Source organism: Achromobacter sp. Marseille-Q0513, from assembly GCF_018195695.1.
Taxonomy (GTDB): Bacteria; Pseudomonadota; Gammaproteobacteria; order Burkholderiales; family Burkholderiaceae_B; genus Achromobacter.
In genome coordinates this window covers 1-21,895 of sequence record NZ_JAGTJY010000026.1, presented here as the reverse complement: position 1 = coordinate 21,895, position 21,895 = coordinate 1, and the positions used below count along the sequence as shown (strand labels likewise).

The 21,895-nt window shown below is 66.9% G+C and carries 20 protein-coding genes; 14 read left to right on the top strand and 6 right to left on the bottom strand.

The annotated features are described in order from the left end of the window. Positions 1–4 precede the first annotated feature (4 nt). The 4 genes from KDH83_RS08320 to lpxC all read left to right on the top strand — a co-directional run bounded on the left by KDH83_RS08320 (position 5) and on the right by lpxC (position 4,655). Positions 5–829 carry a cell division protein FtsQ/DivIB gene (locus tag KDH83_RS08320; protein ID WP_212314342.1) on the top strand — a complete coding sequence of 275 codons (825 nt, stop codon included), beginning with the start codon at positions 5–7 and terminating at the stop codon, positions 827–829. Between the two features lie 4 nt (positions 830–833). After that, a complete protein-coding gene (gene ftsA, locus KDH83_RS08315) occupies positions 834–2,060 on the top strand; it encodes a cell division protein FtsA (protein WP_102775405.1) in 1,227 nt (408 codons plus the stop codon). Between the two features lie 185 nt (positions 2,061–2,245). Further along, positions 2,246–3,430 (top strand): cell division protein FtsZ, encoded by a 1,185-nt coding sequence (ftsZ, locus tag KDH83_RS08310; RefSeq protein ID WP_103272496.1) that lies wholly within the window; start codon positions 2,246–2,248, stop codon positions 3,428–3,430. Between the two features lie 301 nt (positions 3,431–3,731). Continuing rightward, positions 3,732–4,655 (top strand): UDP-3-O-acyl-N-acetylglucosamine deacetylase, encoded by a 924-nt coding sequence (gene lpxC / locus KDH83_RS08305; protein ID WP_212314340.1) that lies wholly within the window; start codon positions 3,732–3,734, stop codon positions 4,653–4,655. Between the two features lie 349 nt (positions 4,656–5,004). Here lpxC and KDH83_RS08300 read toward each other — a convergent pair whose 3' ends face one another. Further along, the gene (locus tag KDH83_RS08300) at positions 5,005–5,409 is read right to left on the bottom strand and encodes a flagellar hook-length control protein FliK (protein WP_103272498.1); all 405 of its coding nucleotides are present in this window, start codon (positions 5,407–5,409) and stop codon (positions 5,005–5,007) included. A 127-nt stretch (positions 5,410–5,536) separates the two neighbouring features. Between KDH83_RS08300 and KDH83_RS08295 the strand changes: the two genes are divergently transcribed. The 6 genes from KDH83_RS08295 to KDH83_RS08270 all read left to right on the top strand — a co-directional run bounded on the left by KDH83_RS08295 (position 5,537) and on the right by KDH83_RS08270 (position 13,867). After that, a complete protein-coding gene (locus tag KDH83_RS08295) occupies positions 5,537–6,523 on the top strand; it encodes a M23 family metallopeptidase (protein WP_212314364.1) in 987 nt (328 codons plus the stop codon). A gap of 175 nt (positions 6,524–6,698) precedes the next feature. Then, positions 6,699–9,434, top strand: coding sequence for a preprotein translocase subunit SecA (gene secA, locus KDH83_RS08290; RefSeq protein ID WP_212314339.1), 2,736 nt, complete (start codon positions 6,699–6,701; stop codon positions 9,432–9,434). Positions 9,435–9,449: 15 nt separating this feature from the next. Continuing rightward, the gene (locus KDH83_RS08285) at positions 9,450–10,172 is read left to right on the top strand and encodes a VOC family protein (protein WP_212314335.1); all 723 of its coding nucleotides are present in this window, start codon (positions 9,450–9,452) and stop codon (positions 10,170–10,172) included. A gap of 217 nt (positions 10,173–10,389) precedes the next feature. Further along, the gene (locus tag KDH83_RS08280) at positions 10,390–11,130 is read left to right on the top strand and encodes a GntR family transcriptional regulator (RefSeq protein WP_212314333.1); all 741 of its coding nucleotides are present in this window, start codon (positions 10,390–10,392) and stop codon (positions 11,128–11,130) included. A gap of 29 nt (positions 11,131–11,159) precedes the next feature. Then, the gene (locus KDH83_RS08275) at positions 11,160–12,116 is read left to right on the top strand and encodes a tripartite tricarboxylate transporter substrate binding protein (RefSeq protein WP_249204944.1); all 957 of its coding nucleotides are present in this window, start codon (positions 11,160–11,162) and stop codon (positions 12,114–12,116) included. Positions 12,117–12,172: 56 nt separating this feature from the next. After that, on the top strand, positions 12,173–13,867 hold the full coding sequence (locus KDH83_RS08270) for a thiamine pyrophosphate-binding protein (protein ID WP_212314328.1): 1,695 nt from the start codon (positions 12,173–12,175) through the stop codon (positions 13,865–13,867). Here KDH83_RS08270 and KDH83_RS08265 read toward each other — a convergent pair. After that, positions 13,852–14,409, bottom strand: a complete 558-nt coding sequence (locus KDH83_RS08265; RefSeq protein WP_212314326.1) for a cysteine dioxygenase family protein — start codon at positions 14,407–14,409, stop codon at positions 13,852–13,854. The genes KDH83_RS08270 and KDH83_RS08265 overlap by 16 nt on opposite strands. Positions 14,410–14,621: 212 nt before the next feature. Here KDH83_RS08265 and KDH83_RS08260 point away from each other — a divergent pair, with 212 nt between their 5' ends. The 4 genes from KDH83_RS08260 (at position 14,622) to KDH83_RS08245 (ending at position 18,220) form a co-directional block, all read left to right on the top strand. Next, a complete protein-coding gene (locus tag KDH83_RS08260; protein ID WP_212314324.1) occupies positions 14,622–15,404 on the top strand; it encodes an SDR family oxidoreductase in 783 nt (260 codons plus the stop codon). A gap of 232 nt (positions 15,405–15,636) precedes the next feature. Continuing rightward, positions 15,637–16,896, top strand: a complete 1,260-nt coding sequence (locus tag KDH83_RS08255; RefSeq protein ID WP_212314322.1) for a D-amino acid dehydrogenase — start codon at positions 15,637–15,639, stop codon at positions 16,894–16,896. Between the two features lie 38 nt (positions 16,897–16,934). Next, a complete protein-coding gene (locus KDH83_RS08250) occupies positions 16,935–17,393 on the top strand; it encodes an Lrp/AsnC family transcriptional regulator (RefSeq protein WP_212314320.1) in 459 nt (152 codons plus the stop codon). Between the two features lie 194 nt (positions 17,394–17,587). Further along, on the top strand, positions 17,588–18,220 hold the full coding sequence (locus tag KDH83_RS08245; RefSeq protein WP_212314319.1) for a gamma-glutamylcyclotransferase: 633 nt from the start codon (positions 17,588–17,590) through the stop codon (positions 18,218–18,220). Positions 18,221–18,235: 15 nt separating this feature from the next. Here KDH83_RS08245 and pagP read toward each other — a convergent pair whose 3' ends face one another. The 4 genes from pagP to KDH83_RS08225 all read right to left on the bottom strand — a co-directional run. After that, complete coding sequence (pagP, locus tag KDH83_RS08240) at positions 18,236–18,790, bottom strand: lipid IV(A) palmitoyltransferase PagP (protein WP_212314310.1); 555 nt, start codon at positions 18,788–18,790, stop codon at positions 18,236–18,238. A gap of 135 nt (positions 18,791–18,925) precedes the next feature. Beyond that, on the bottom strand, positions 18,926–20,398 hold the full coding sequence (gene mgtE / locus KDH83_RS08235; RefSeq protein ID WP_212314308.1) for a magnesium transporter: 1,473 nt from the start codon (positions 20,396–20,398) through the stop codon (positions 18,926–18,928). A 10-nt stretch (positions 20,399–20,408) separates the two neighbouring features. After that, a complete protein-coding gene (locus KDH83_RS08230) occupies positions 20,409–20,819 on the bottom strand; it encodes an acyl-CoA thioesterase (protein WP_103272510.1) in 411 nt (136 codons plus the stop codon). 92 nt (positions 20,820–20,911) lie between these two features. Continuing rightward, on the bottom strand, positions 20,912–21,895 hold a 984-nt coding region (locus KDH83_RS08225), incomplete at its 5' end, for a YeiH family protein (RefSeq protein ID WP_212314304.1).

Genomic DNA, 21,895 nt, shown 5'->3' with positions numbered 1-21,895 from the left:
TTCCGTGTGGAACGACGCCCGAACTACCAACCTGATCGCCAACACGCTTGCCGTGCTGGCGGTCGGCGCCATGCTCCTGGCGGGCGTGGCGTGGGTGGCGCAGCGTCCGTACTTCACGCTGTCAGCCATCGAACTGGAGCCGATGCCGGACAGCGAGCTGCACTATGTCTCGCCGGGCGCGGTGCGCGCGGCGATCGCGGGTCGCTTCAAGGGCAACTTCTTCACCGTGGACCTGGACGACGCCCGCACGGTCTTCGAGTCGGTGCCCTGGGTGCGGCACGCCACCGTGCGGCGCATCTGGCCGAACGTGCTGCGCGTGCGCATCGAGGAGCAGCAGCCGCTGGCGCTGTGGAACGAGAACCAGATGATCAACACCTGGGGCGAGGCGTTCACGGCCAATACGGGCGAGGTGGACGACGAAACCGTGTTGCCGCAGTTCTCCGGACCCGAGGGCACCGAGTCGCTGGTGGTGCAGCGCTATGCCGAGCTGGCGCGCTGGTTCGCGCCGCTGGACATGCACGTCAAGCAGCTCGAGCTGAGTCCCCGCTACGCCTGGCGCGTCGTGCTGTCCAACGGCATGTTGCTGGACCTGGGCCGGGATCCGGGCGCCGACGCGCCGGATCCGCACGGCCTGCCGGGCGCGCTGCCGTTCGCGGCGCGCATTCAACGTTTTGTGCAGGCGTGGCCCGCCGTGGCTGGACGCCTGGAAGGGCGCACCATCATCCAGGCCGACCTGCGCTATCCCAATGGTTTCGCACTGGCGCTGGCCCCGTTGCCGCCGTCGGAAACCAAGTCCAAATCCATACCGAAACCTCCCAAGAAACGCTAACGCCATGACCCGTGACATCAAGGACCTTATCGTCGCCCTCGATATCGGCACCAGCAAGGTGGTGGCTGTGGTGGCTGAAATCCTGCCTGAAGGGCGGTTCGAAGTGCTGGGCCTAGGCCAGCATGAATCGCGCGGCATGCGCAAGGGCGTGGTCGTCAATATCGAGACCACCGTGAACTCCATCCAGCGCGCGCTTGAAGAAGCCGAGCTGATGGCCGATTGCAAGATTCGCGACGTCTATACCGGCATCGCCGGCAGCCATATCCGCAGCTTCAATTCCAGCGGCATGGTCGCCGTCAAGGACAAGGAAGTCACCGCCACCGACGTCGCCCGTGTCATCGAGACCGCCAAGGCGGTGAACATCCCGACCGACCAGCAGGTGCTGCACGTGCTGACGCAGGAGTTCATCGTCGACGGCCAGGAAGACATCCGCGAGCCCATCGGCATGAGCGGCCTGCGCCTGGAAGTGCGCGTGCACATCGTGACCGGCGCCGTCAGCGCCGCGCAGAACATCGTCAAGTGCGTGCGCCGCTGCGGCCTGGAAGTGCAGGACCTGATCCTGCAGCCGCTGGCCTCCAGCCTGGCCGTGCTGACCGCCGACGAAAAGGAGCTGGGCGTGGTGCTGGTCGACATCGGCGGCGGGACCACCGACGTGGCGATCTTCACCGGCGGCGCGATCCGCCACACCGCCGTGCTGCCGATCGCCGGCGACCAGATCACCAACGACATCGCGGCCATGCTGCGCACGCCCACGCCCGATGCCGAGGAAATCAAGCTGCGCTACGGCGTGGCCAAGCAGGTGCTGGCCAGCCCGGACGAGTCCGTGGAAGTGCCGGGCCTGGGCGACCGCGGTCCGCGCCAGGTCAAGCGCCAGGCGCTGGGCGCCGTGATCGAGCCGCGCGTCGAAGAGCTGTTCACGCTGGTGCAGCAGGTGGTGCGCGATTCCGGCTACGAAGACCTGCTGGCGTCCGGCGTGGTGCTGACTGGCGGTTCCGCGCAACTGCCCGGCATGGTCGAGCTGGCCGAGGATGTGTTCCTGAAGCCGGTGCGCGTGGCGGTGCCCGAATACGAAGGCAGCCTGGCCGATGTGATGCGCAATCCGCGCTTCTCGACCGTGATGGGGCTGCTGCAAGAGGCGCGCATGCAGCGCGTGCGTGGCCGCAAGGTCGCCGCGCAGACCGGCAACTTCAAGAGCCTGCTGGCGCGCATGAAGGAGTGGTTCATGAATTGAGGGGGCAGGGCAGGGGCCTGTTCCTTGGCGCGCGCCGCAGCAGTCGGGCGGGGCGGGCCAGAAGGGGAGGCGCTTCAAACCCGTTGCGGATCCTGAGATCGGCTTCGGCTTTGAGGCGATTCACAAAAAATAGGTTGTTGGGGAATTTTTGTGATTTGCATATACGGACTTGTGAGGGAGTCATCATGATGAACTTTGAGATGCTTGAGAACAACACCAAAGGGACCGTAATCAAGGTCGTTGGTGTGGGCGGTGCGGGCGGCAATGCCGTTTCGCACATGATTCGCAACGGCGTGAACGGCGTGGATTTCATCTGCGCCAACACCGATGCGCAAGCGCTGGCGGCGACCAACGCCCCGGTGCAGATCCGCCTGGGCCGCACAGGCCTGGGCGCCGGCGCCAAGCCGGAGCAGGGCCGCGCTTCGGCCGAAACCGCGCGCGAGGAGATCCGTGCCGCCCTGAACGGCGCGCACATGGTCTTCATCACCGCCGGCATGGGCGGCGGCACCGGCACGGGCGCAGGCCCGGTCGTGGCCGAAGTGGCGAAGGAGCTGGGCATCCTGACCGTCGGGGTGGTCACGAAGCCTTTCTCCTTCGAAGGCAACAAGCGCATGAAGATGGCCGAGGACGGCATCTCCGAGCTGGCCAAGCACGTGCATTCGCTCATCGTGGTGCTCAACGAGAACCTGTATGAGCTGATGGACGAGGACGCCACCCAGGAAGACTGCTTCCGCTCGGCCGACGACATCCTGCACAACGCTTGCGCGGGCATCGCCGAGATCATCAACGTCGAAGGCAACGTGAACGTCGACTTCGAAGACGTCAAGACGATCATGGGCGAGCAGGGCCAGGCCATGATGGGCACGGCTTCGGCATCGGGCGCTGACCGCGCCCGCGTCGCCGCCGAGCAGGCCATCGCCTGCCCGCTGCTGGAAGGCGTGGACCTGAACGGCGCTCGCGGCGTGCTGGTCAACATCACCGCCAGCCGCACGCTGAAGATGCGCGAAACGCGCGAAATCATGGAAACGATCCGCAGCTACGCTTCGGAAGACGCGACCGTGATCTTCGGCACGGCCTATGACGAGTCGATGGGCGAGAACCTGCGCGTGACCGTGGTTGCGACCGGCCTGGGCCGTGCGCAAGCTCGTCCGCAGCTGGTGCAGACCACCGCCGAGGCGCTGCGCACCGGCACCGACAACCTGCCCCTGGGCGGGATGCCGGCCGCCGGCCAGGGCGATTACCGCAACCTGGACATGCCGTCTGTCATGCGCAACCCGCGCAGCCAGGCGTCGGCCCAGGTGCGTGCGCTGGAAAGCTCGGGTATGGATCACTTCGATATCCCGGCCTTCCTGCGCAAGCAAGCGGATTGAACCTGGAGCCGCCTGGACGCTCTATAGATTGAGCTCGGCGCCCGGCGCCGCAGCATCAGCCTGAAGAGCGGCCTGGCAGCTCATCCGCACTCCCTCATCTCCGGCCCGCCTGTCCCCGCGGGCGGGCCGGAGGCGGAGCGGTCCGCGTTTCCCTTGCGCGGCATCAAAAAGGGACGGTTTTACCGGTCGATTCGGACGCCGCCGTTGGCGTCGGGGATCGGACAGAGTTACAATACGTCGGTTATGCCGGCAATATGCGTGTCATCTTGCTAGCTTCCTGGCTTAAATATCCCTTATTGTCATGTTCCGACAGCGCAGCATTCAGAATCTCGTCCGCACGACAGGCGTCGGCGTCCACTCCGGACGGCGGGTAGAGCTCACCCTGCGCCCGGCACAGCCCAACACCGGGATCGTATTTCACCGCGTCGACCTGCCCGAGGTCGTGGACCTGCCCGCGCAAGCCGCCGGCGTCGGCGACACGCGCATGGCGTCGGTGCTGCAACAAGGCAATGTCCGCGTTTCCACGGTGGAGCATCTCATGTCGGCGCTGGCCGGCCTGGGCATCGACAACCTGCATGTCGACCTGACCGCCGAAGAAGTCCCCATCATGGACGGCAGCGCGGCCACGTTCGTCTACCTGCTGCGCTCGGCCGGCATCGTCGAACAGAACGCGCCCAAGCAGTTCATCCGCGTGCTCAAGCCCGTCGAAGTCCGCGAGGGCGAAGGCCGCAACGAGAAATGGGCCCGCCTCGAGCCGCATGACGGCTTCGCGCTGGCGTTCTCGATCGATTTCCGCCATCCCGCGATCGACTCCACGGCCAATTTTGCCGAGATCGATTTCGCCACCCATTCCTACGTGCGCGAGATCGCCCGCGCACGCACCTTCGGCTTCGTCAACGAAGTCGAGGCGCTGCGCTCGATGGGCCTTGCCCGCGGCGGCAGCCTGGACAATGCCATCGTCATGGACGAGTACCGCGTGCTCAACAGCGACGGGCTGCGCTACGACGACGAATTCGTGAAGCACAAGATCCTGGACGCCATCGGCGACCTGTATCTGCTGGGCAAGCCGCTGGTGGCGCGCTACGTGGCCTGCAAGTCCGGGCACGGGCTGAACAACCAGCTGGCGCGCGCGCTGCTGGCGCAGCAGGATGCGTGGGAATTGATCACCTATGAATCCCAGGCGGACGCCCCGCAGGCATTCCGCCACGAGTGGAAGCTGGCCTGAGGCTGTTTTTCTCGGACCAATCCGATGCGGGCCGTCCTTGGGGCGGCCTTGTTATTTGAGCCGTCCATTTCAAGTCGTCCACTTCGAGAAGCTAGGCTCCCGCCGATCATTCAGTGATTTCCGGCCATTCGTTGCGGCGAATGAGTTCCTCCCGGGAACCTTTCCATGGCCGGCCACACTTATGAAAGGCGCCGCGCGCCCAGGCAGGGCGTGCGGGATGCTTGCGCCGCTGGCGCGGGTGGTTCCTGCATCGTCCGCCCGGCATCCGGGCGAGCAAGCCGTCCCTGATTGCCCGGGGCGTCGGGTTCCATGATGCGGGGACGGGGCGGGCAAAGCCCGCGGGTTTCGGCTACTCTTTGTGGTGCTTCAGCAGCTTCGCCACGGCATCGGCCAGCGGGCCGGGCCGCAAATTGTGGTGCAAGGTCTCGAACGCGCCCAGGGCGGTATCGCCCAGCGGTTGCGCTTCTTTCGGCGGCTTCGGTTGACGGGCGCCGGGCTTGGGCAGGCCGGCTTGTACCTTCACGGCAATTTCGTTAAGGTTCCAGCCTTGGTCCGCCAGGCTTTGCGCGATGCGCGGAGCCAATTGACGCAGCTTCGCCGCATGGGCGGGGCCGGGCACCACCAGCAGCAGGCGCTGGTTTTCCAGCTTGCCTACCTGGCAGACGGAGCCCAGCGGGGCCGGCAATAGCGCCGCCACCGCGTACTGGATTTGCAAGTGCTTGCGGGCAGTCGCCAGGACGCCGGCGCCCCGCATGTCATGACCCAGCCATCCCAGGGCGGTATTTTCCCCTCGCCGGCTGGAATTGGAACGTTGGCGGAATGAAGTGGGTCTATTCATGCCGTCTCTAGAATTAGGAAGCACAACCTTGAAAATCGTGATTATGCACGCCCGCGACGGGCGGGACGGGCATTTCACCCTCGGCGGGGCGCACCTGGCCTTGTTTCTTGGGGGCGCGCTGGTCACGGCTGCCATTTTCGGCGCCGCCATCCAACGATACTTCACTTCTGACCTGCCGGCCGTGCGCGCCGTGGGCTGGCCGCTGGCCGAGGACACCGGGCGCGATGCCGATTTCCTGCGCGGCAACATGAATCTGCTGGCGGCGAAGATCGGCACGCTCCAGGCCAAGCTGGTCAGCATCGACGGATTGGGCCAGCGCGTGGCCAAGGTGGCGGGCGTGGCCTATACCGATCCCGAGCTGGCCAAGCAGCTTGCCTCGGCGCAGCCGAGCATGCCGGCCCAGCCCGAAGCCTCGGGCGTCATGGATGATCTGTTCACCGACCAGGCGCCGCCCACGGCCGCCTCGGCCGAGGAACTGGGCCGGCAGCTGGACGACATCCAGGTCAGGCTGGCGCAGCAGTCCGACAACCTGAAGCTGCTGGACGCCGCGCTGACGCAGCGTTCGGCGGACCAGGCGCGCATGCCGACCGCCATGCCCATCACCGACTATCCCTATCTGAGTTCGTCCTACGGATGGCGCCGCAACCCGGTCACGGGCCGCTCGGCGCTGCACGAAGGGCTGGATTTCTCCGCGCCGCCGGGCACGCCCATTCTTGCCGCCTCGGGCGGCGTGGTGCTGGAGTCCAAGTTCCATCCGGGCTACGGCAACATGGTCGAGATCGACCATGGCGACGGCCTGATCACCCGCTACGCGCACGCCTCGTCGCTGCTGGTCAAGCAGGGGCAACTGGTCGATCGCGGCCAGCAGATCGCCCGCGTCGGCAGCACCGGACGTTCCACCGGTCCGCACCTGCACTTCGAGGTGCGGCTGGCCGGCCAGCCGCTGGATCCGCGCCTGTTCCTGGGGCCGCAGCAGAACGCCCCGCCGGCCGTGGCCCGTGCGGCCGGCACGGACAGCGCCACGCGCTGATCCCGCAGCCGGTTGCAAGCGTGATGGCCTGATCATAGTTCCAGGCTATTACGCCGCAGGTGCGTTAAACTGGTTCGTTTCCCGGCGGACCCCCGCTCAACCAATAACATAAAGTCACGGGTGACGCTGCCCAGGCCTGCATGGCCGCGGCGTGGCCTGTGCGGCCGACACACGCATGGTTTCTCTGCTCAAAAAACTCATAGGTAGCCGCAACGATCGGCTGCTTAAGCAGTATCGCAAGCTGGTAACCCAGATCAATGGACTGGAGTCCAAGATCGCCGCGCTTTCCGACGCGGAACTGGCGGCCAAGACCGACGAATTCCGTTCCCGTCATGCCCAGGGCACGTCGCTGGACGACCTGCTGCCCGAAGCCTTCGCCGTGGTGCGCGAAGCCGGCAAGCGGGTGTTCGGCATGCGCCATTTCGACGTGCAGATGCTGGGCGGCATCGTCCTGCATAGCGGCAAGATCGCCGAAATGCGCACGGGCGAAGGCAAGACGCTGATGGCCACGCTGCCGGTCTACCTGAACGCGATCGCCGGCAAGGGCGTGCACGTGGTCACGGTCAACGACTACCTGGCCCGCCGCGACGCCGATTGGATGGGGCGCCTGTACCGCTTCCTGGGCATGTCCACGGGCGTGGTCGTGCCGCAGCAGCCGAACGAGGAAAAGAAGGCCGCCTACGCCGCCGACATCACCTACGGCACCAATAACGAATTCGGCTTCGACTACCTGCGCGACAACATGGAGTACCGCGTCGAGGACCGCCGCCAGCGCGCGCTGGCCTATGCGATCGTCGACGAAGTGGACTCCATCCTGATCGACGAGGCGCGCACGCCGCTGATCATCTCCGGCCAGGCCGAAGACCACACCGAGCTCTACATCCGCATGAACGCGGTGCCGCCGCTGCTCAAGCGCATGGCCACCGAGCCCAAGCCGCAGGAGCCGGAACCCGAAGGCGACTACTGGGTCGATGAAAAGAGCCAGCAGGTCTACCTGTCGGAAGCCGGCCACGTCAATGCCGAAGGCATCCTGGCGCGCCTGGGAATCCTGCCCGAGGGCGAGTCGCTGTACGATCCGCGCCATATCGCGCTGATGCACCACATGATGGTGGCGCTGCGCGCCAACACGCTGTTCTTCCGCGACCAGCAGTACGTGGTCCAGGACGGCGAAGTGGTCATCGTCGACGAATTCACCGGCCGCCTGATGGTCGGCCGCCGCTGGTCGGACGGCCTGCACCAGGCCGTCGAGGCCAAGGAAGGCGTGAAGATCCAGCACGAGAACCAGACGCTGGCCTCGATCACCTTCCAGAACTACTTCCGCATGTACGAGAAGCTGTCCGGCATGACCGGCACGGCCGACACGGAAGCGTACGAATTCCAGGAAATCTACGGGCTCGAAACGGTCATCATCCCGACCAACAAGCCCATGGTCCGCAAGGACCAGAACGACCAGGTCTTCAAGACCAACGAGGAAAAGTACAACGCCATCCTCAACGACATCCGCGACTGCCACGAGCGCGGCCAGCCCGTGCTGGTGGGCACGACCAGCATCGAGAACTCCGAGCTGCTGGCCGGCCTGCTGCAGAAGGCCAAGCTCAAGCACGAAGTGCTGAACGCCAAGCAGCACGCGCGCGAAGCCGAGATCGTCGCCGAGGCCGGCAAGCCGGGCCATATCACCATCGCCACCAACATGGCGGGCCGCGGCACCGACATCGTGCTGGGCGGCAGCGCGGACAAGCAGATCGACCTGATCCGCGCCGACGAGTCGCTGACGGAAACCGAGAAGACGCTGCGCATCGAGAAGGTGCGTTCCGAATGGAAGCCGCTGAACGAGCAGGTCAAGGCCGCTGGCGGCCTGCGCATCATCGGCACCGAGCGCCACGAATCGCGCCGCATCGACAACCAGCTGCGCGGCCGCGCCGGTCGCCAGGGCGACCCGGGTTCGTCGCGCTTCTATCTGTCGCTGGAAGATCCGCTGATGCGCATCTTCGCCGGCGATCGCGTGCGCGCCATCATGGAACGCCTGAAGCTGCCCGAGGGCGAGCCCATCGAGGCCGGCATGGTGACGCGTTCCATCGAGACCGCGCAGCGCAAGGTCGAAGGCCGCAACTTCGACATCCGCAAGCAGCTGCTCGAGTACGACGACGTCGCCAACGACCAGCGCAAGGTGCTGTACTCGCAGCGCAACGAAGTGCTGGAAGCCGCCAGCGTGGGCGCGATGGTCGAGAACCTGCGCGACGCCGCCGTCACGGAGATGTTCAACACCTTCGTGCCGCCGGAATCGGTGGAAGAGCAGTGGGACGTGCCGGCCCTGCAAAAGGCGCTGGAAGCCGACTGGCAGATCCAGCTGCCGCTGACCGAGATGCTCGAGAAAGAGCCGAACATCACCGACGAGGACCTGCGCGAACGCGTGGTCGCCGCCGCGCGCCAGAACTACACGGCGAAGGTCGAGCAGGTGGGCACGGAATCGTGGTCGCAGTTCGAGCGCTCGATCATGCTGCAGGCCATCGACACGCACTGGCGCGAGCACCTGTCCTCGCTGGATTACCTGCGCCAGGGCATCCATCTGCGCGGCTACGCGCAGAAGAATCCCAAGCAGGAATACAAGCGCGAAGCCTTCGAACTGTTCTCCGGCATGCTGGACCGCATCCGCGACGATGTGGTGCGCGTGCTGATGACGGTGCGGGTGCAGTCGCAGGAGCAGGTCGAGCAGGCCGAGGCCGAAGCGGCGCAGCCGCACGTGCAGAACGTGCAGTACCACCACTCCGACTACGACGAAGCGCTGGCCAGTTCCGCCGACGACAGCGGCGCCCAGCCGGTGCGCAACGTGCTGCCGAAGGTCGGTCGCAACGATCCCTGCCCCTGCGGCAGCGGCAAGAAGTACAAGCAGTGCCACGGCAAGCTGGTCTGAGCGGAGCCTGAGACCATGCTGCATGCAGTCGGCCGCACCGAATTCGACCACGCCGTGGTCATGGTGCGCGACCGGCTGGATGCGCTGGCGCCGCATTTCGAGCGCCAGGGCTTTCACCTGAGCGACAAGGCGGTGCACAACCTGGGGTCGTGCAACCGCCTGATCGTGCTCGAGGGCACGTACATCGAGTTGCTGGGCTGGCCACCCGGCGCGCCGCCGGCGCGCAAGGAAATCGCCGATTCGCCGTTCGGGCTGGAAGCCCTGGTCTTCCGCACGCACGACGCCGAAGCCACCTACGAGCGGCTGCGCGCCGCCGGCTTTGCCGTGAATCCGGTGCAGGAACTCAGCCGTCCCGCCCTGCTGGACGGGCGCGAAGTCACCGCGCGCTTTCATACCGTGCGTTTTGCCGAGCAGCCCTTGCCCGGCATCCGCATGTATTTCTGTCGTCACCTGACGCCCGAGTGCGTCTGGTCTCCGGCGCTGATGTCCCATCCCAATGGCGCGCGCAGCCTGCTGCGCATTGATGCCCGCGCGGCCGACGCCCATGCCGCCGCGCAACGCCTGGCGCTGGTCGCCGGCGTGACCGCGCAAGCTGGTAAGGATGGCGGCTGGGACGTACCGCTGGCCAATTTGCGGATCCATGTCAGCGAAGACCCGCAAGCCGCGCATCCGACCCTGTCGGCCTTGACGCTGGAGAACCGGGACGGCGCGCATTACGCGCTGGATACCGGGCTCTGATCCCCGGGCGCCGTTGGCGTCCAACCGCATTTCCTTCCCGCGTGTTTTCCGTCTGATCGGCCAGCCTTCGGCCGTCGGATCGTCCTGGTCACCGCACGCCGGGCGATCCGGCCGCATGCCTGCGCGTTGCCGTCCGGGCAAACCCGGGTTGTCGGTCAAAGTGTATGCACTTTAGTATGCACTTCAACCCAAGGCGCGCCGCGCCGGAGACCCAATCATGACGCAGACCCGCCTCGCGTCCCGCACCTCCGAAGGCCAGGCAGAGCTGTACAACACCGTCAAGACGATGGCGGTGCGTTTCGACTTCAAGCCCGGCGAGCGCATCAACGAGGTCGAACTGGCCCGGCGCCTGAACGTCAGCCGCACGCCCCTGCGCGAAGTACTCAACCAGCTGATGGTTGAAGGCTTCCTGACCCGGGCGGTCAACCGGGGCTTCATCGCCCGGCTGCTGGACGCCAAGCAGATCCATTCGCTGTATGAATACCGCGCCGTGCTGGAGTCCGGCATCGTGCGCGCGGCATGCGAACGCGCCAGCGATGCGGAGCTGGCCGAGCTGCGGGCCTTCGTCGAGCGCTCGCGCGACGTGCCGGAAGACAGCGAGGCCACGCGTCTGCTGGAACTGGACGAGGCCTTTCACCTGATGCTGGCGCGCTATTCGCGCAACCAGGAATTCGTGCGCGCGCTGGAAAGCGTGAATGCCCGCATCCATTTCGTGCGCTGGATCGACATGCAGCAGGGGCGCCGCGCGCACACGCAGGCCGAGCACATGCGCATCGTGCAGGCGCTGGAACGCCGCGACATCGATGCCTTGCCCGGCATGATGGGGGCGCACATCGGCCGCCGCCTGGATCAGATCACCGACGTGATACGCACGGGCTTTTCCAATATCTACATGCGGGACCAGGCCGACCCCGCGCAGGCAGCGCAGGCCGACACCACAACAGGGGAACACCGATGATCCATACGTTGTACAGACGCGCGCTGGCCATGGCTTGCGCAGTGGCGGCGATAGGCGGCCTGGGGCTGGCGACCGATGCGGCGGCCGAAGAGCGGCCGCTGATCCTGGTGGTGCCGTATCCGCCGGGCGGCAGCACCGATATCCTGGCGCGCATCCTGCAGCCGCGCCTGTCGCAGGAGCTGGGCGGACGCGCGGTAGTGGTCGAGAACCGTCCGGGCGCCGCCAGCCAGATCGCCACGGCCTTCGTGGCCCGGGCCGACCCCGATGGCAACACGCTGCTGGTGAGCTTCGACAATCACGGCATCAATCCCGCCGTGAAACCCAAGCTGCCCTACGACACGTTCAAGGACTTCGTCGCCATCACGCAGACCGTGCGCTTTCCGCTGGTGCTGGGCGCCAACCCGTCCGTGCCCGGCGACAACCTGAAGGACTTCCTGGCCGCCGCGACCAAGCAGCCCGCCAACCGCTACAACTACGCGTCGACCGGCGTGGGCTCGCTGAACCATCTGGCGCCGGAAGAGCTCAAGCGCCTGTCGAAGGTGGAACTGCTGCATGTGCCTTATGGCGGCGGCGGGCCGGCGATCCAGGCCGTGGTGGGCGGGCAGGCCAACATGACCTGGCTCAGCTTCGCCGCGCTGCGCGGCCAGATCCAGGCGGGCAAGATCAAGCCCCTGGCGGTCGCCGGCGAAAAGCGGCTGGCCGACCTGCCCAACGTGCCCACGGTGGCGGAGTCCGGTTTTCCCGGATTCGTCGCCTATTCCTGGAGCGGCATGTTCGCACCCAAGGGCACGCCCGAGGCCACCATCAAGAAGCTGACCCGCGATTTCAAGACCGTGCTGGCCGACCCGGAAGTACGCAAGAAACTGGGCGAGGCGGGCTTCGAGATCGTGGCCTCCGACGGTCCCGCGCTGGATGCCTATGTGAAGGCCGAATACGAGCGTTGGAACGCCTTCATCAAGACCAGCAACATCAACCTCGAAAACTGACGCGCCGGCGGCCCGGCGGGCCGCAGCCCGTAGCGTCAAGCAAGCATGGAGACGACATGAATACCCTGACCGGCGCGGAAGCGATGGTGCGCATGCTGCAGCACAACGGCGTCCAGCATATTTTTGGCCTGTGCGGCGATACCAGCCTGCCGTTCTACGATGCCTTGTACCGGCTCGACCACGGCATGCGCCACATCCTCACGCGTGACGAACGCAGCGCGGGCTACATGGCCGACGCGTATGCACGGGTGACGGGCAAGGTGGGCGTATGCGAAGGCCCCAGCGGCGGCGGCGCGACCTATCTGCTGCCCGGCCTGGTGGAGGCCAACGAGTCGTCGGTGCCCGTGCTGGGCATCACCTCGGACGTGGCGGTCGGTTCGCGCGGCAAGTATCCGCTGACCGAGCTGGACCAGGAGGCGCTGTACCGCCCGCTGACCAAATGGAACCGCACGATCGATCGCGCCGACCAGATCCCGGGCATGGTGCGGGCGGCCTTCCGCCACATGACCACCGGCAAGCCGGGCGCCGCCCACCTGTGCTTTCCCTATGACGTGATGAAACAGCAAGTGGACGCGGCTGACATCTGGACGCAGCCCGAGCACGGCAGCTACCCGGCCATGCGCTGCGCGCCGGACCCCGCCGACGTGGCGCGGGCCGCGCAGCGGCTGGCCGGTGCGCGTTCGCCCGTCATCATCTGCGGCGGCGGCGTGGTCATCGCCGGCGCCAGCACCGCCTTGCAGGATCTGGCGGAGATGCTGAAGGCGGCCGTCTGCCTGACGGTCAGCGGGCAGGGCAGCCTGGCCGACACGCATCCGCTCAACGCCGGCGTGGTCGGCTCCAACGGCGGCGTCATGGCCACGCGCGACGTGGTGGCCGCCGCCGACGCCGTGCTGTTCGTGGGTTGCCGCGCGGGCTCCACGTCCACCGAGCACTGGCGCTTTCCGAGCCGCGACGTGCCGATCCTGCACATCGACGTGGATCCCTCGGTGATCGGCGCCAACTACCGCACCGAAGTCGGCATGGTGGGCGATGCCCGGCTGGCGCTGGAGGCCCTGGCCGTCGAGGTGCGCGAGCGCCTGGCGCATCGGCCCGCCGACGCGGTCGACGGCTCGGTGCTGGCCGGCCGCGCGAAGCAGGCGCGGCGCGAACAGCTGGAATCGCTGGCCGCCGGCCTGCATACGCCGATCCGGCCCGAGCGCGTGGTGCAGTCGCTGAACCGTCTGCTGCCGGATGATGCGGTGGTCTGCGCCGATCCCGGCACGCCGTGCCCGTATTTCTCCGCGTACTACGATGTGTCGCGTCCCGGCCGCCACTTCATCACCAACCGCGCGCATGGGGCGCTGGGTTTTTCCATGTCGGCCGCCATGGGCGCGTGGGTGGGGCGGCCGCAGTCCAAGTGTGTCGCGGTCATGGGCGACGGCAGCTTCGGCTTCACGGTCGGCGAACTGGAAACCATCGTGCGGCACAAGGCGCCGCTGCTGATGGTGGTGTTCTCGAACTCGGTCTATGGCTGGATCAAGGCCAGCCAGAAGGCCGGCTACGACAAGCGCTACTACAGCGTGGATTTCGATCGCACCGACCACGCTCGCATTGCCGAAGCCTATGGTGTGAAGGCATGGCGGGTGGAAGATCCGGCCAAGCTGGACGCGGCGATCAAGGCCGCGCTGGAGCATGATGGCCCGGCCCTGATCGACGTGCTGGCACAGCCGCTGCAGGATGCGGCGGCGCCGGTCAGTCAGTGGATGGGGTGATGCGTGGCCGATGCGTCCAGGACCTTGTCGATCAGGTGATTGACGCCGGTGCAGATATCGGCCTGATCGACGCCGTAGATGTGCAACGAGATCGCCACGCCGGGGCTGGCGTTGCCCAGCCTGTGGATCTGGTGCAGGCCCTGCGTGGCCGTGACGATGTCGCCCGGCCGGCGCGTGGCTCCGCCGCAAGCAATGGCGGCGGACGCATCCGCGTCCCAGCGGTAGTGGGTTTCGGACAGCTCGCCCTGCAGGACCTGGTAGGTGCACCAGGTCTTGTGGCCGTGCACGGGGCTGAACTGTCCCTGGCGCCAGACCAGGTAGGCGATGGTGAAGGCGCCGTGCGGATCCGCGTAGGCGATGTGCCGCGTATAGGATTCGGCACGGCCGGCGCGCAGCGCTTCGGGCAGGCCCTGCAGGATGCCATTGACGCTGGCGACGCTGGAGGCGAGGTCGCGCAGCAGCGCGCGGGCCGCGGTCATCTGCGCGGCTTGAACCGACTCGCACAGCGTGCGCAGATCGGGGCAGGCTTGGACGTCGGACATGGGATCGGTCGCGATGTGGACAGACCTTCATCTTAGGGGTTCAGGCTGGAATGCCTTTGCCAAATCGGCGGATGTGGCGGTGAAGATTAGAAAAAAATTCCACGCCGGTGGCGGGGGCGCGCTCCTATACTGACTGCCTTCGGCCGCAGATAGCCGGCCATGCCGCAAGCCCGCCAGACAGGGGCTGCGGCACGGACCAGCAAGGGGAAAGCATGGATCTGGGAATCAAGGGCAGGACGGCGCTGGTGTTCGGCGGCAGCCGTGGCATGGGGCGCGCCTGCGCGCAGCAACTGGCGCGCGAGGGCGTGTCGGTGACGATCGCGGCGCGCAATCCGGAGCGCCTGGAGCAGGCCGCCGCCGAGATCGCGCGCGAAACCGGCATCGGCGTGGGCTGGGTCTCGGCCGACCTGACGCTGCCGGCCGGACGCGACGCGGCCATCGCCGCCTGCCCGCATCCGGACATCCTGATCAACAACGCCGACGGGCCGCTGCCCGGGGACTTCCGCGACTGGTCGCACGAGGACTGGGTCGCCGCGCTGGACGCCATGATGCTTGGTCCCATCGACATGATCCGGCGCGTGGTCGACGGCATGGTCGAGCGCCGCTTCGGGCGCATCGTCAACATCGTGTCGCGCAGCGTGAAGGCGCCGCATGCCGAGCGGGGGTTGTCCAATGGCGCGCGCTCCGGCTTGATCGGTTTTGTCGGCGGCGGGGCGCGACAGCCCGTGCGGCACAACGTCACCATCAACACCCTGCTGCCGGGCGTCTTCGCCACCGACGCGCAGGCCCGCCACATCCGGGGCATGATGGACCAGTTCCCGGGCAAGAGCTTCGAGCAGGTCTGGGAAGAGCGCGGGCGTTCCAATCCGGCGGGCCGCTACGGCGAGCCCGAGGAGCTGGGTGCCTTGTGCGCCTATGTATGCTCCGCCCAGGCCGGCTACCTGACGGCGCAGAACATCCTGCTCGACGGCGGCGGCTATCCCGGAGTGTATTAGGTTAGGTCCCCCCCCGAAGCGCTGCGCGCTTCCCCCCAGGGGGCGCCGGTGGCGGACCGGCGGAGCCGGATCCGCGCGGCCCCGATTGGGGCGGCCGTGCCAGAGGGGGGGCGTCGTGCCCGGTGGCGCCGGCCTTGCAGTTCTGTTGGCAAGGCCGGTCTGCTTGCCTTGATCGGGGCGGACACCGTGCCGAGGATGATGGTGCGACATTGAGAACAAAGAAAGGACATTCATGAAAGTGCTGGTGTTGGGCGCCGGCGTCGCGGGCGTGGCGGCGGCCTACTACCTGTGGCGGGACGGGCATGAGGTCGTCGTGGCGGACCGCCGGCCGGCTGCCGCGCTGGAGACCAGCTTCGGCAACGCGGGCGGGCTGTGTCCCAGCTTCGCCGGGCCCTGGGCCGCGCCGGGCATGATCGGCAAGGTGCTGAAGATGTCCCTGCAGCGCAATTCCGCCATCCGCTTCTCGTTCACGCCCGAACCACGCAAGCTGGCCTGGCTGGCGCGCTGGATGGGGCAATGCAATGCCGAGCGGTTCCGCGTCAACAAGCTGCGCATGCAGCGGGTGGCGCATTACAGCTTTGCCTGCCTGAAGGAGATCGCCGGCGCGGGCCTGCCCATCGAATTCGATTTCCATCAGGACGGCACGCTGCAGCTGTTCCGCGATGAGGCCGGCCTGAAGGCGGTTCCCGGCATCACCCGCGCGCTGGATGAGTTCGAAGTGCCGTGGCGCTTCCTTGAGGGCGCCGACGCGGCGAGCGTCGAGCCGGCGCTGGCGCATACGAAGGCGCCTGTCGCGGGCGCGCTGTTTCTGCCGGCCGATGGCTCCGGCGACAGCTACAAGTTCGCCACCGGGATGAGCGCTTACCTGCAAGGCCAGGGCGTCGACTTCCGCTATGGCGTCGAGATCCGGCGCCTGGTCGGGCAGGGCGGCCGCATTGCCGGCGCCGAGACGGATCAGGGCATGCTGGCGGCCGACGCCTATGTGGTGGCGTTGGGCGGGCAAAGCCCCTTCCTGTTGCGGCCGCTGGGGTTGAAGCTGCCCATCTATCCGCTCAAGGGCTACTCCATTACCGCCGACGTCACCGATGCCGGCCGCGCGCCGCAGGCCGCCATCATGGACGAGCACAACAAGGTGATGATCTCGCGGCTGGGTTCGCGGATCCGGGCCGCGGGCATGGCCGAATTGAAGGGCTATGGGCTGGAGGTGGATGCGGGGCGGGTGGCCTTCCTGACGTCCGTGGTGCGCGAATGGTTCCCGCAGGGCATCGCGCTGGACCGGGCCCAGGCCTGGGCCGGGCTGCGGCCGATGACGCCGGACGGCCCGGCCATCCTGGGCCGGACGCGCTACGAAAACCTGTTCCTGGACTGCGGCCACGGCTCCAACGGCTGGACGCAGGCATGCGGAACGGGCAAGATTGTGGCCGATATCGTGGCCGGCCGGCCGCCGGAGGTGGACATGGAAGGCCTGACGGCGGAGCGCTACGCGTCATGACCAGGCCCGCCGGATCGTTGGAAAGTCGAGGAAAGGGCATGGACCAGACCGACATCAAGATTCTCGCGCTGCTGCAAAAGGACGCGACCTGTTCCGTGGCCGAGATCGCCGAGCAGGTGAACCTGTCCGTCACGCCGTGCTGGCGGCGCATCCAGAAGCTCAAGGACGATGGCGTCATCGCGCGCAACGCGATCCTGCTGGACCCGAAGGCGCTGGGCCTGAACCTGACCGTGTTCGTGTCCATCAAGACCAGCCAGCACAACGCCAAGTGGACGCAGAGCCTGATCAACGCGGTGATGGCGCTGCCCAATGTGGTCGAGTTCCATCGCATGGCCGGCGATATCGACTACCTGCTCAAGGTCGTGGTCGAGGACATGGCCGCCTACGACCGCTTCTACCGCCGCCTGATCGAAGCGGTGGACCTGCTGGACGTGAGCGCCAGCTTCTCGATGGAAGTCATCAAGAGCACCACCGAGCTGCCGCTGGACGCGGTCTGAGCGCCGATTTCGCGCCCGAAAAGGGCGAGGAATCCGTCCGCGCAATTTTTTTCCCTTTCCGGCCCTGTCCGCGAAACGCAAATTTCTTTCGGTGCGTTGCTTAAGCCCTATCTCGCAATGCTTTTGCGCGCGCGCCGGCGTAGGATATCGCCCATTCCCCGCATGGGAATGAATCGGGATATCAAAGGGTCCTCATGGCTTTGGCAGTACCCGCCGCCGGCGATTGCGCCGGTCTGGCTCAGTCGCAGCAATCCCCGGCCCGACGCGCGGCGTCGGTGGACGATCTTCTGACCGGCTGGAACGGCAGCGACGATCTCTGGGTATTCGCCTATGGCTCCCTGATCTGGCATCCCGGCTTCGCCTGGCGCGAGCGGCGGCTTGCGACGGTGCGTGGCTATCACCGTTCCCTGTGCCTGTGGTCGCACGACCATCGCGGCTCGCCGGACAATCCCGGCCTGGTGTTCGGCCTGGACCGCGGCGGCTGTTGCCGTGGCGTCGCCTTCCAGATCGCCGCCAGTGACGTGCGGACGGTATTCGACACGCTTTGGCGTCGCGAGATGGTGACCGGCGCTTACTGCCCGCGCTGGCTGACCTGCCATACCAAGGAAGCGCCCGTGCGCGGGCTGGTGTTCCTGCTCAACCGCGCCTGCCAGGAATACGCGGCCGACGTCAGCGATGACCGGCTGCTCGCTTCGGTGCGCAACGCGGTGGGCCATTCCGGCCCGTGCCTGGACTATGTGATCGAAACCGAGCGTGCGTTGCGCGCTCACGGCATCGACGATATGCGCCTGGGCGAGCTGGTGCGGCGCCTGGGGCAGCCCTGCTGAAACCGGGGCTGGCCGTCAGAACGACCAGCGGCCGAACATGAACAGCACGTTGCCGTTGCCCTTGCCCCCGGGGATGTAGGTGGCGTAGAGCATGGCGTCCTTGTAGCCGGCCGAGACCAGCGGCAGCACGCCGGGGAAGGGGATGTAGTGCATGATGTCCTGGCGCGCGGTCAGGAACACCGTGTAGCCGGCGCCCAGGCGGAAATTCTCGCTGACCCGGCCGATCTTCAGGAAGCCGTAGCCAGCGATCGGCTGGACCTTGCTGTGCGAGTCCAGGAAGGCCATGCCATACAGGCCTTGCCAGTCGCCGTCCTCGTCGTAGATACTGCGGCCGTAGCCGCCGCCCCAGGCGCGCTCATTGAAGCTGCGGATCTTTTCCGCGCTGTACATGGAGCGGTTGTGCCAGGAATAGCCGCTGATATAGAGATCGTTGTTGCCCTCGGACCAGATCTGGTCCAGCCGGGTACAGGCCGATTGCGCCCAGGAGGGCAGGTTGTCGCAAGCCTGGGCGCTGACGGTGAAAACCGAGAGCACCAGGCCGAGCAGGGCAGTCCGGAGTCTGGCGATCATGGCAGGAATAGGCAGAAGAGATGACAAGCCTATTACTGTACTTGATGGGCTAGGGTTTTCCCTGTCGGTTTTCTGTCAAGATTGGTCAACAAGTGTGCAGCGCAGCCCTTTTCAGCCGAATCTGTGGGGCCGCTGCTACAGCAGGAAGAGTGTCGCCAAGCCCAGGAAAATGAAGAAACCCAGGGAATCGGTGGCGAAGGTCAGCAGCACCGACGAGCCCATGGCGGGATCCTTGCCGAAGCGCGCGCGCACCATGGGCACCAGCACGCCGACCGAGGCGCCGACCAGCATGTTGCAGATCATTGCGGCCATCATCACCAGGGCGATGGCGATGGAGTGCGAGATCGCCCAGGCGAACAGCGCCGCGACCAGGCTGCCGCACAGCCCCACCATCAGCGTGACGAACAGCTCGCGCTTGACCAGCTGCCAGAGGTTGCGTCCGGTGATCCGGCCCATCGCCAGCGCCCGGATGATCAGGGTCATGGTCTGGTTGCCGGAATTGCCGCCGATGCCGGCGACGATGGACATCAGGAAGGCCAGGATCACGATCTGGCTGACCGTGCCCTCGAACTGCGACGCCACGAACGAGGCCGTGGCGGCGGTACAGAGATTGAACAGCAGCCAGGGCGCGCGGTTGCGCAGCGCGGTGGACACGGGGGCGAAGATGTCTTCTTCCTGCAGGCCGGCGCGCGACAGCGCCTGCTCCTGCGAGTCTTCGCGCATCACGTCCACCACGTCGGCGATGGTGACGCGGCCGATCAGTCGGCCCTGGTCGTCCATCACGGGGGCCGAGACCAGGTCATAGCGCTCGAAGGCGCCGGCCGCGTCGGCGTCCGAATCCAGCGGATTGAGCGTCAGGAAGTCGGAATTCATGACCGCCCGCACCTCGGTTTCCGGCTCGCTGACGAGCAGGCGCGACAGCGGCAGGATGCCCTGCAGCTTGTCCTGGCGGTCGACCACGAAGATCTGGTCGGTATGGTCGGGCAGCTCGTGCAGGCGGCGCAGGTAGCGCAGCACCACCTCCAGCGTCACGTCCTCGCGCACCCGGACCATCTCGAAGTCCATGATGGCGCCCACGCTGTCTTCCGGATAGCCCATGGCTTCCAGCAACTGCGCCCGCTCTTCCTCGGTCAGGCCCTTCTGGACTTCCGCCACCACGTCGGGCGGCAGGTCCGGCGCCAGGTCGGCCAGCTCGTCGGCGTCCATGTTGCCGGTCGCCGCCACCAGGTCCTGGCGGTCCATCGCCTCGATCAGCGATTCGCGTACCCAGTCCTCGACCTCGAGCAGCACGTCGGCGTCGTGTTCGGGGCTGACCAGCTTCCAGATCGTCTGCCGCTCGTCCTTGGGCAGCGATTCGAGGATGAAGGCGATGTCGGCCGGATGCAGGCCGTCCAGCAGGGTCTTGAGCTCGGCTTCGTGCTGCCGGTGAACCAGGTCCTCGACCAGGTTGGCCTTGGCGTCGCCTTCTTCCTGACGATGCACCAGGTCGGCGACCAGCTGCTGGCGACGCAGGCGTTCCTGCACTTCGGCCAGTGCGTGCTGGGCGTCTTCCGGGTCGAGGCGGCGGGGCGTCGCGGGCAGCTTGTGCGCGGCGGCGGATTGCGTCATGCGTTACGGCTCAAAGTTTGGGTAGAGGACGGCTGCGGCGGGCTTCGTCGGTGGCGACGTAGGTCAGGACGGCCTCGGTGACCTTGACGACTTCGGCGTCCAGACGCTGGCGCTCGGCATAGACTTCGACGGACACCGTGATCGAGGTGTTGCCGGTCTTGACGATGGCGGCGTAGAAGCTGAGCAGGTCGCCCACGAACACGGGCTCCTTGAACTGGAAGGCGTTGACCGCCACCGTGGCCACGCGGCCCGCGGCGCGGCGCGCCGCCGGGATCGAACCGGCGATGTCCACTTGCGACATGATCCAGCCGCCGAACACGTCCCCGTGGATGTTGGCGTCCGCCGGCATCGGCATGACGCGCAGCACGGCGTCGCGATTGGCGGGCAGGGTGGTGAAGGGGGTGGGGGTGCTGGAGGACATGCGGCTGGCTCCAATGCCTGGAAACCAGCCGATTATGCAGGAAAAACAAGACCGCGGCGCGCGCGCCGCGGTCGTTGCGGGCCGGGTCCGGCTCAGGACGCCAGCTTGACGATGCCGTAGCCGCCGACCAGCAGCCAGACGTACAGGATCAGGCCCAGGGCCATGACGCGGGGGCCGGCCTTCTTGATCTGCGCGAAGCGGGTTTCGATGCCCAGCGCCGTCATGGCCATGGTCAGCGCGAATACGTCCAGGCGGCGCAGCGCGGCCACGGCGTCCGCCGGCAGGATGTTCAGCGAATTGATGATGGCCAGCGCCAGGAAACCGATGGCGAACCAGGGGATGGGCAGCTTGGCGCCCTTGCCCTGGCCGCCGGCATGGCTGGCGGCGTTGCGCAGGTACATGCCGAGCACCAGCAGCACCGGCACCAGCAGGGCCACGCGGGTCATCTTGACGATGGTGGCGACTTCCGTCGTGGCCGGGTCCACGTTGCTGGCCGCGCCCACCACCTGGGCGACCTCGTGGATGGTGCCGCCGATGTAGATGCCCAGCGCCTGGGTGTCCAGGTTGAGCCAGCCGGCGTGGTAGAGCACCGGGTACAGGAACATGGACAGCGTGCCGAACAGCACCACCGTGGCGACGGCCACCGCGCTCTTGTGGGGCGCCGAGCGCAGGGTGGGCTCGAAGGCCAGCACGGCGGCCGCGCCGCAGATGGCGCTGCCGGCCGAGGTCAGCATGGCGGTGTCGCGGTCCAGGCCCAGCAGGCGCTGGCCGACCACGGTACCGATCAGCAGCGTGCCCAGCACCACGGCCACGGAGACCGCCAGGCCGGGCAGGCCCACGGCCACGATCTGCTGGATGCTGATGTTCAGGCCATAGAAGGCCACGGCGATGCGCAGCAGCCGGCGGGCGGTGAAGTTGACGCCCACGCCCCAGTCCGCCGGCATGGTGCCGCGCAGGAAGTTGCCATAGAGCATGCCGCAGACGATGCCGACCACCAGCGGCGAGAAACCCATCTGGCGGATGGCGGGCAGGTCCGCCAGCTGCATCACGGCGGCGGCCATCAGGCCGACGAACAG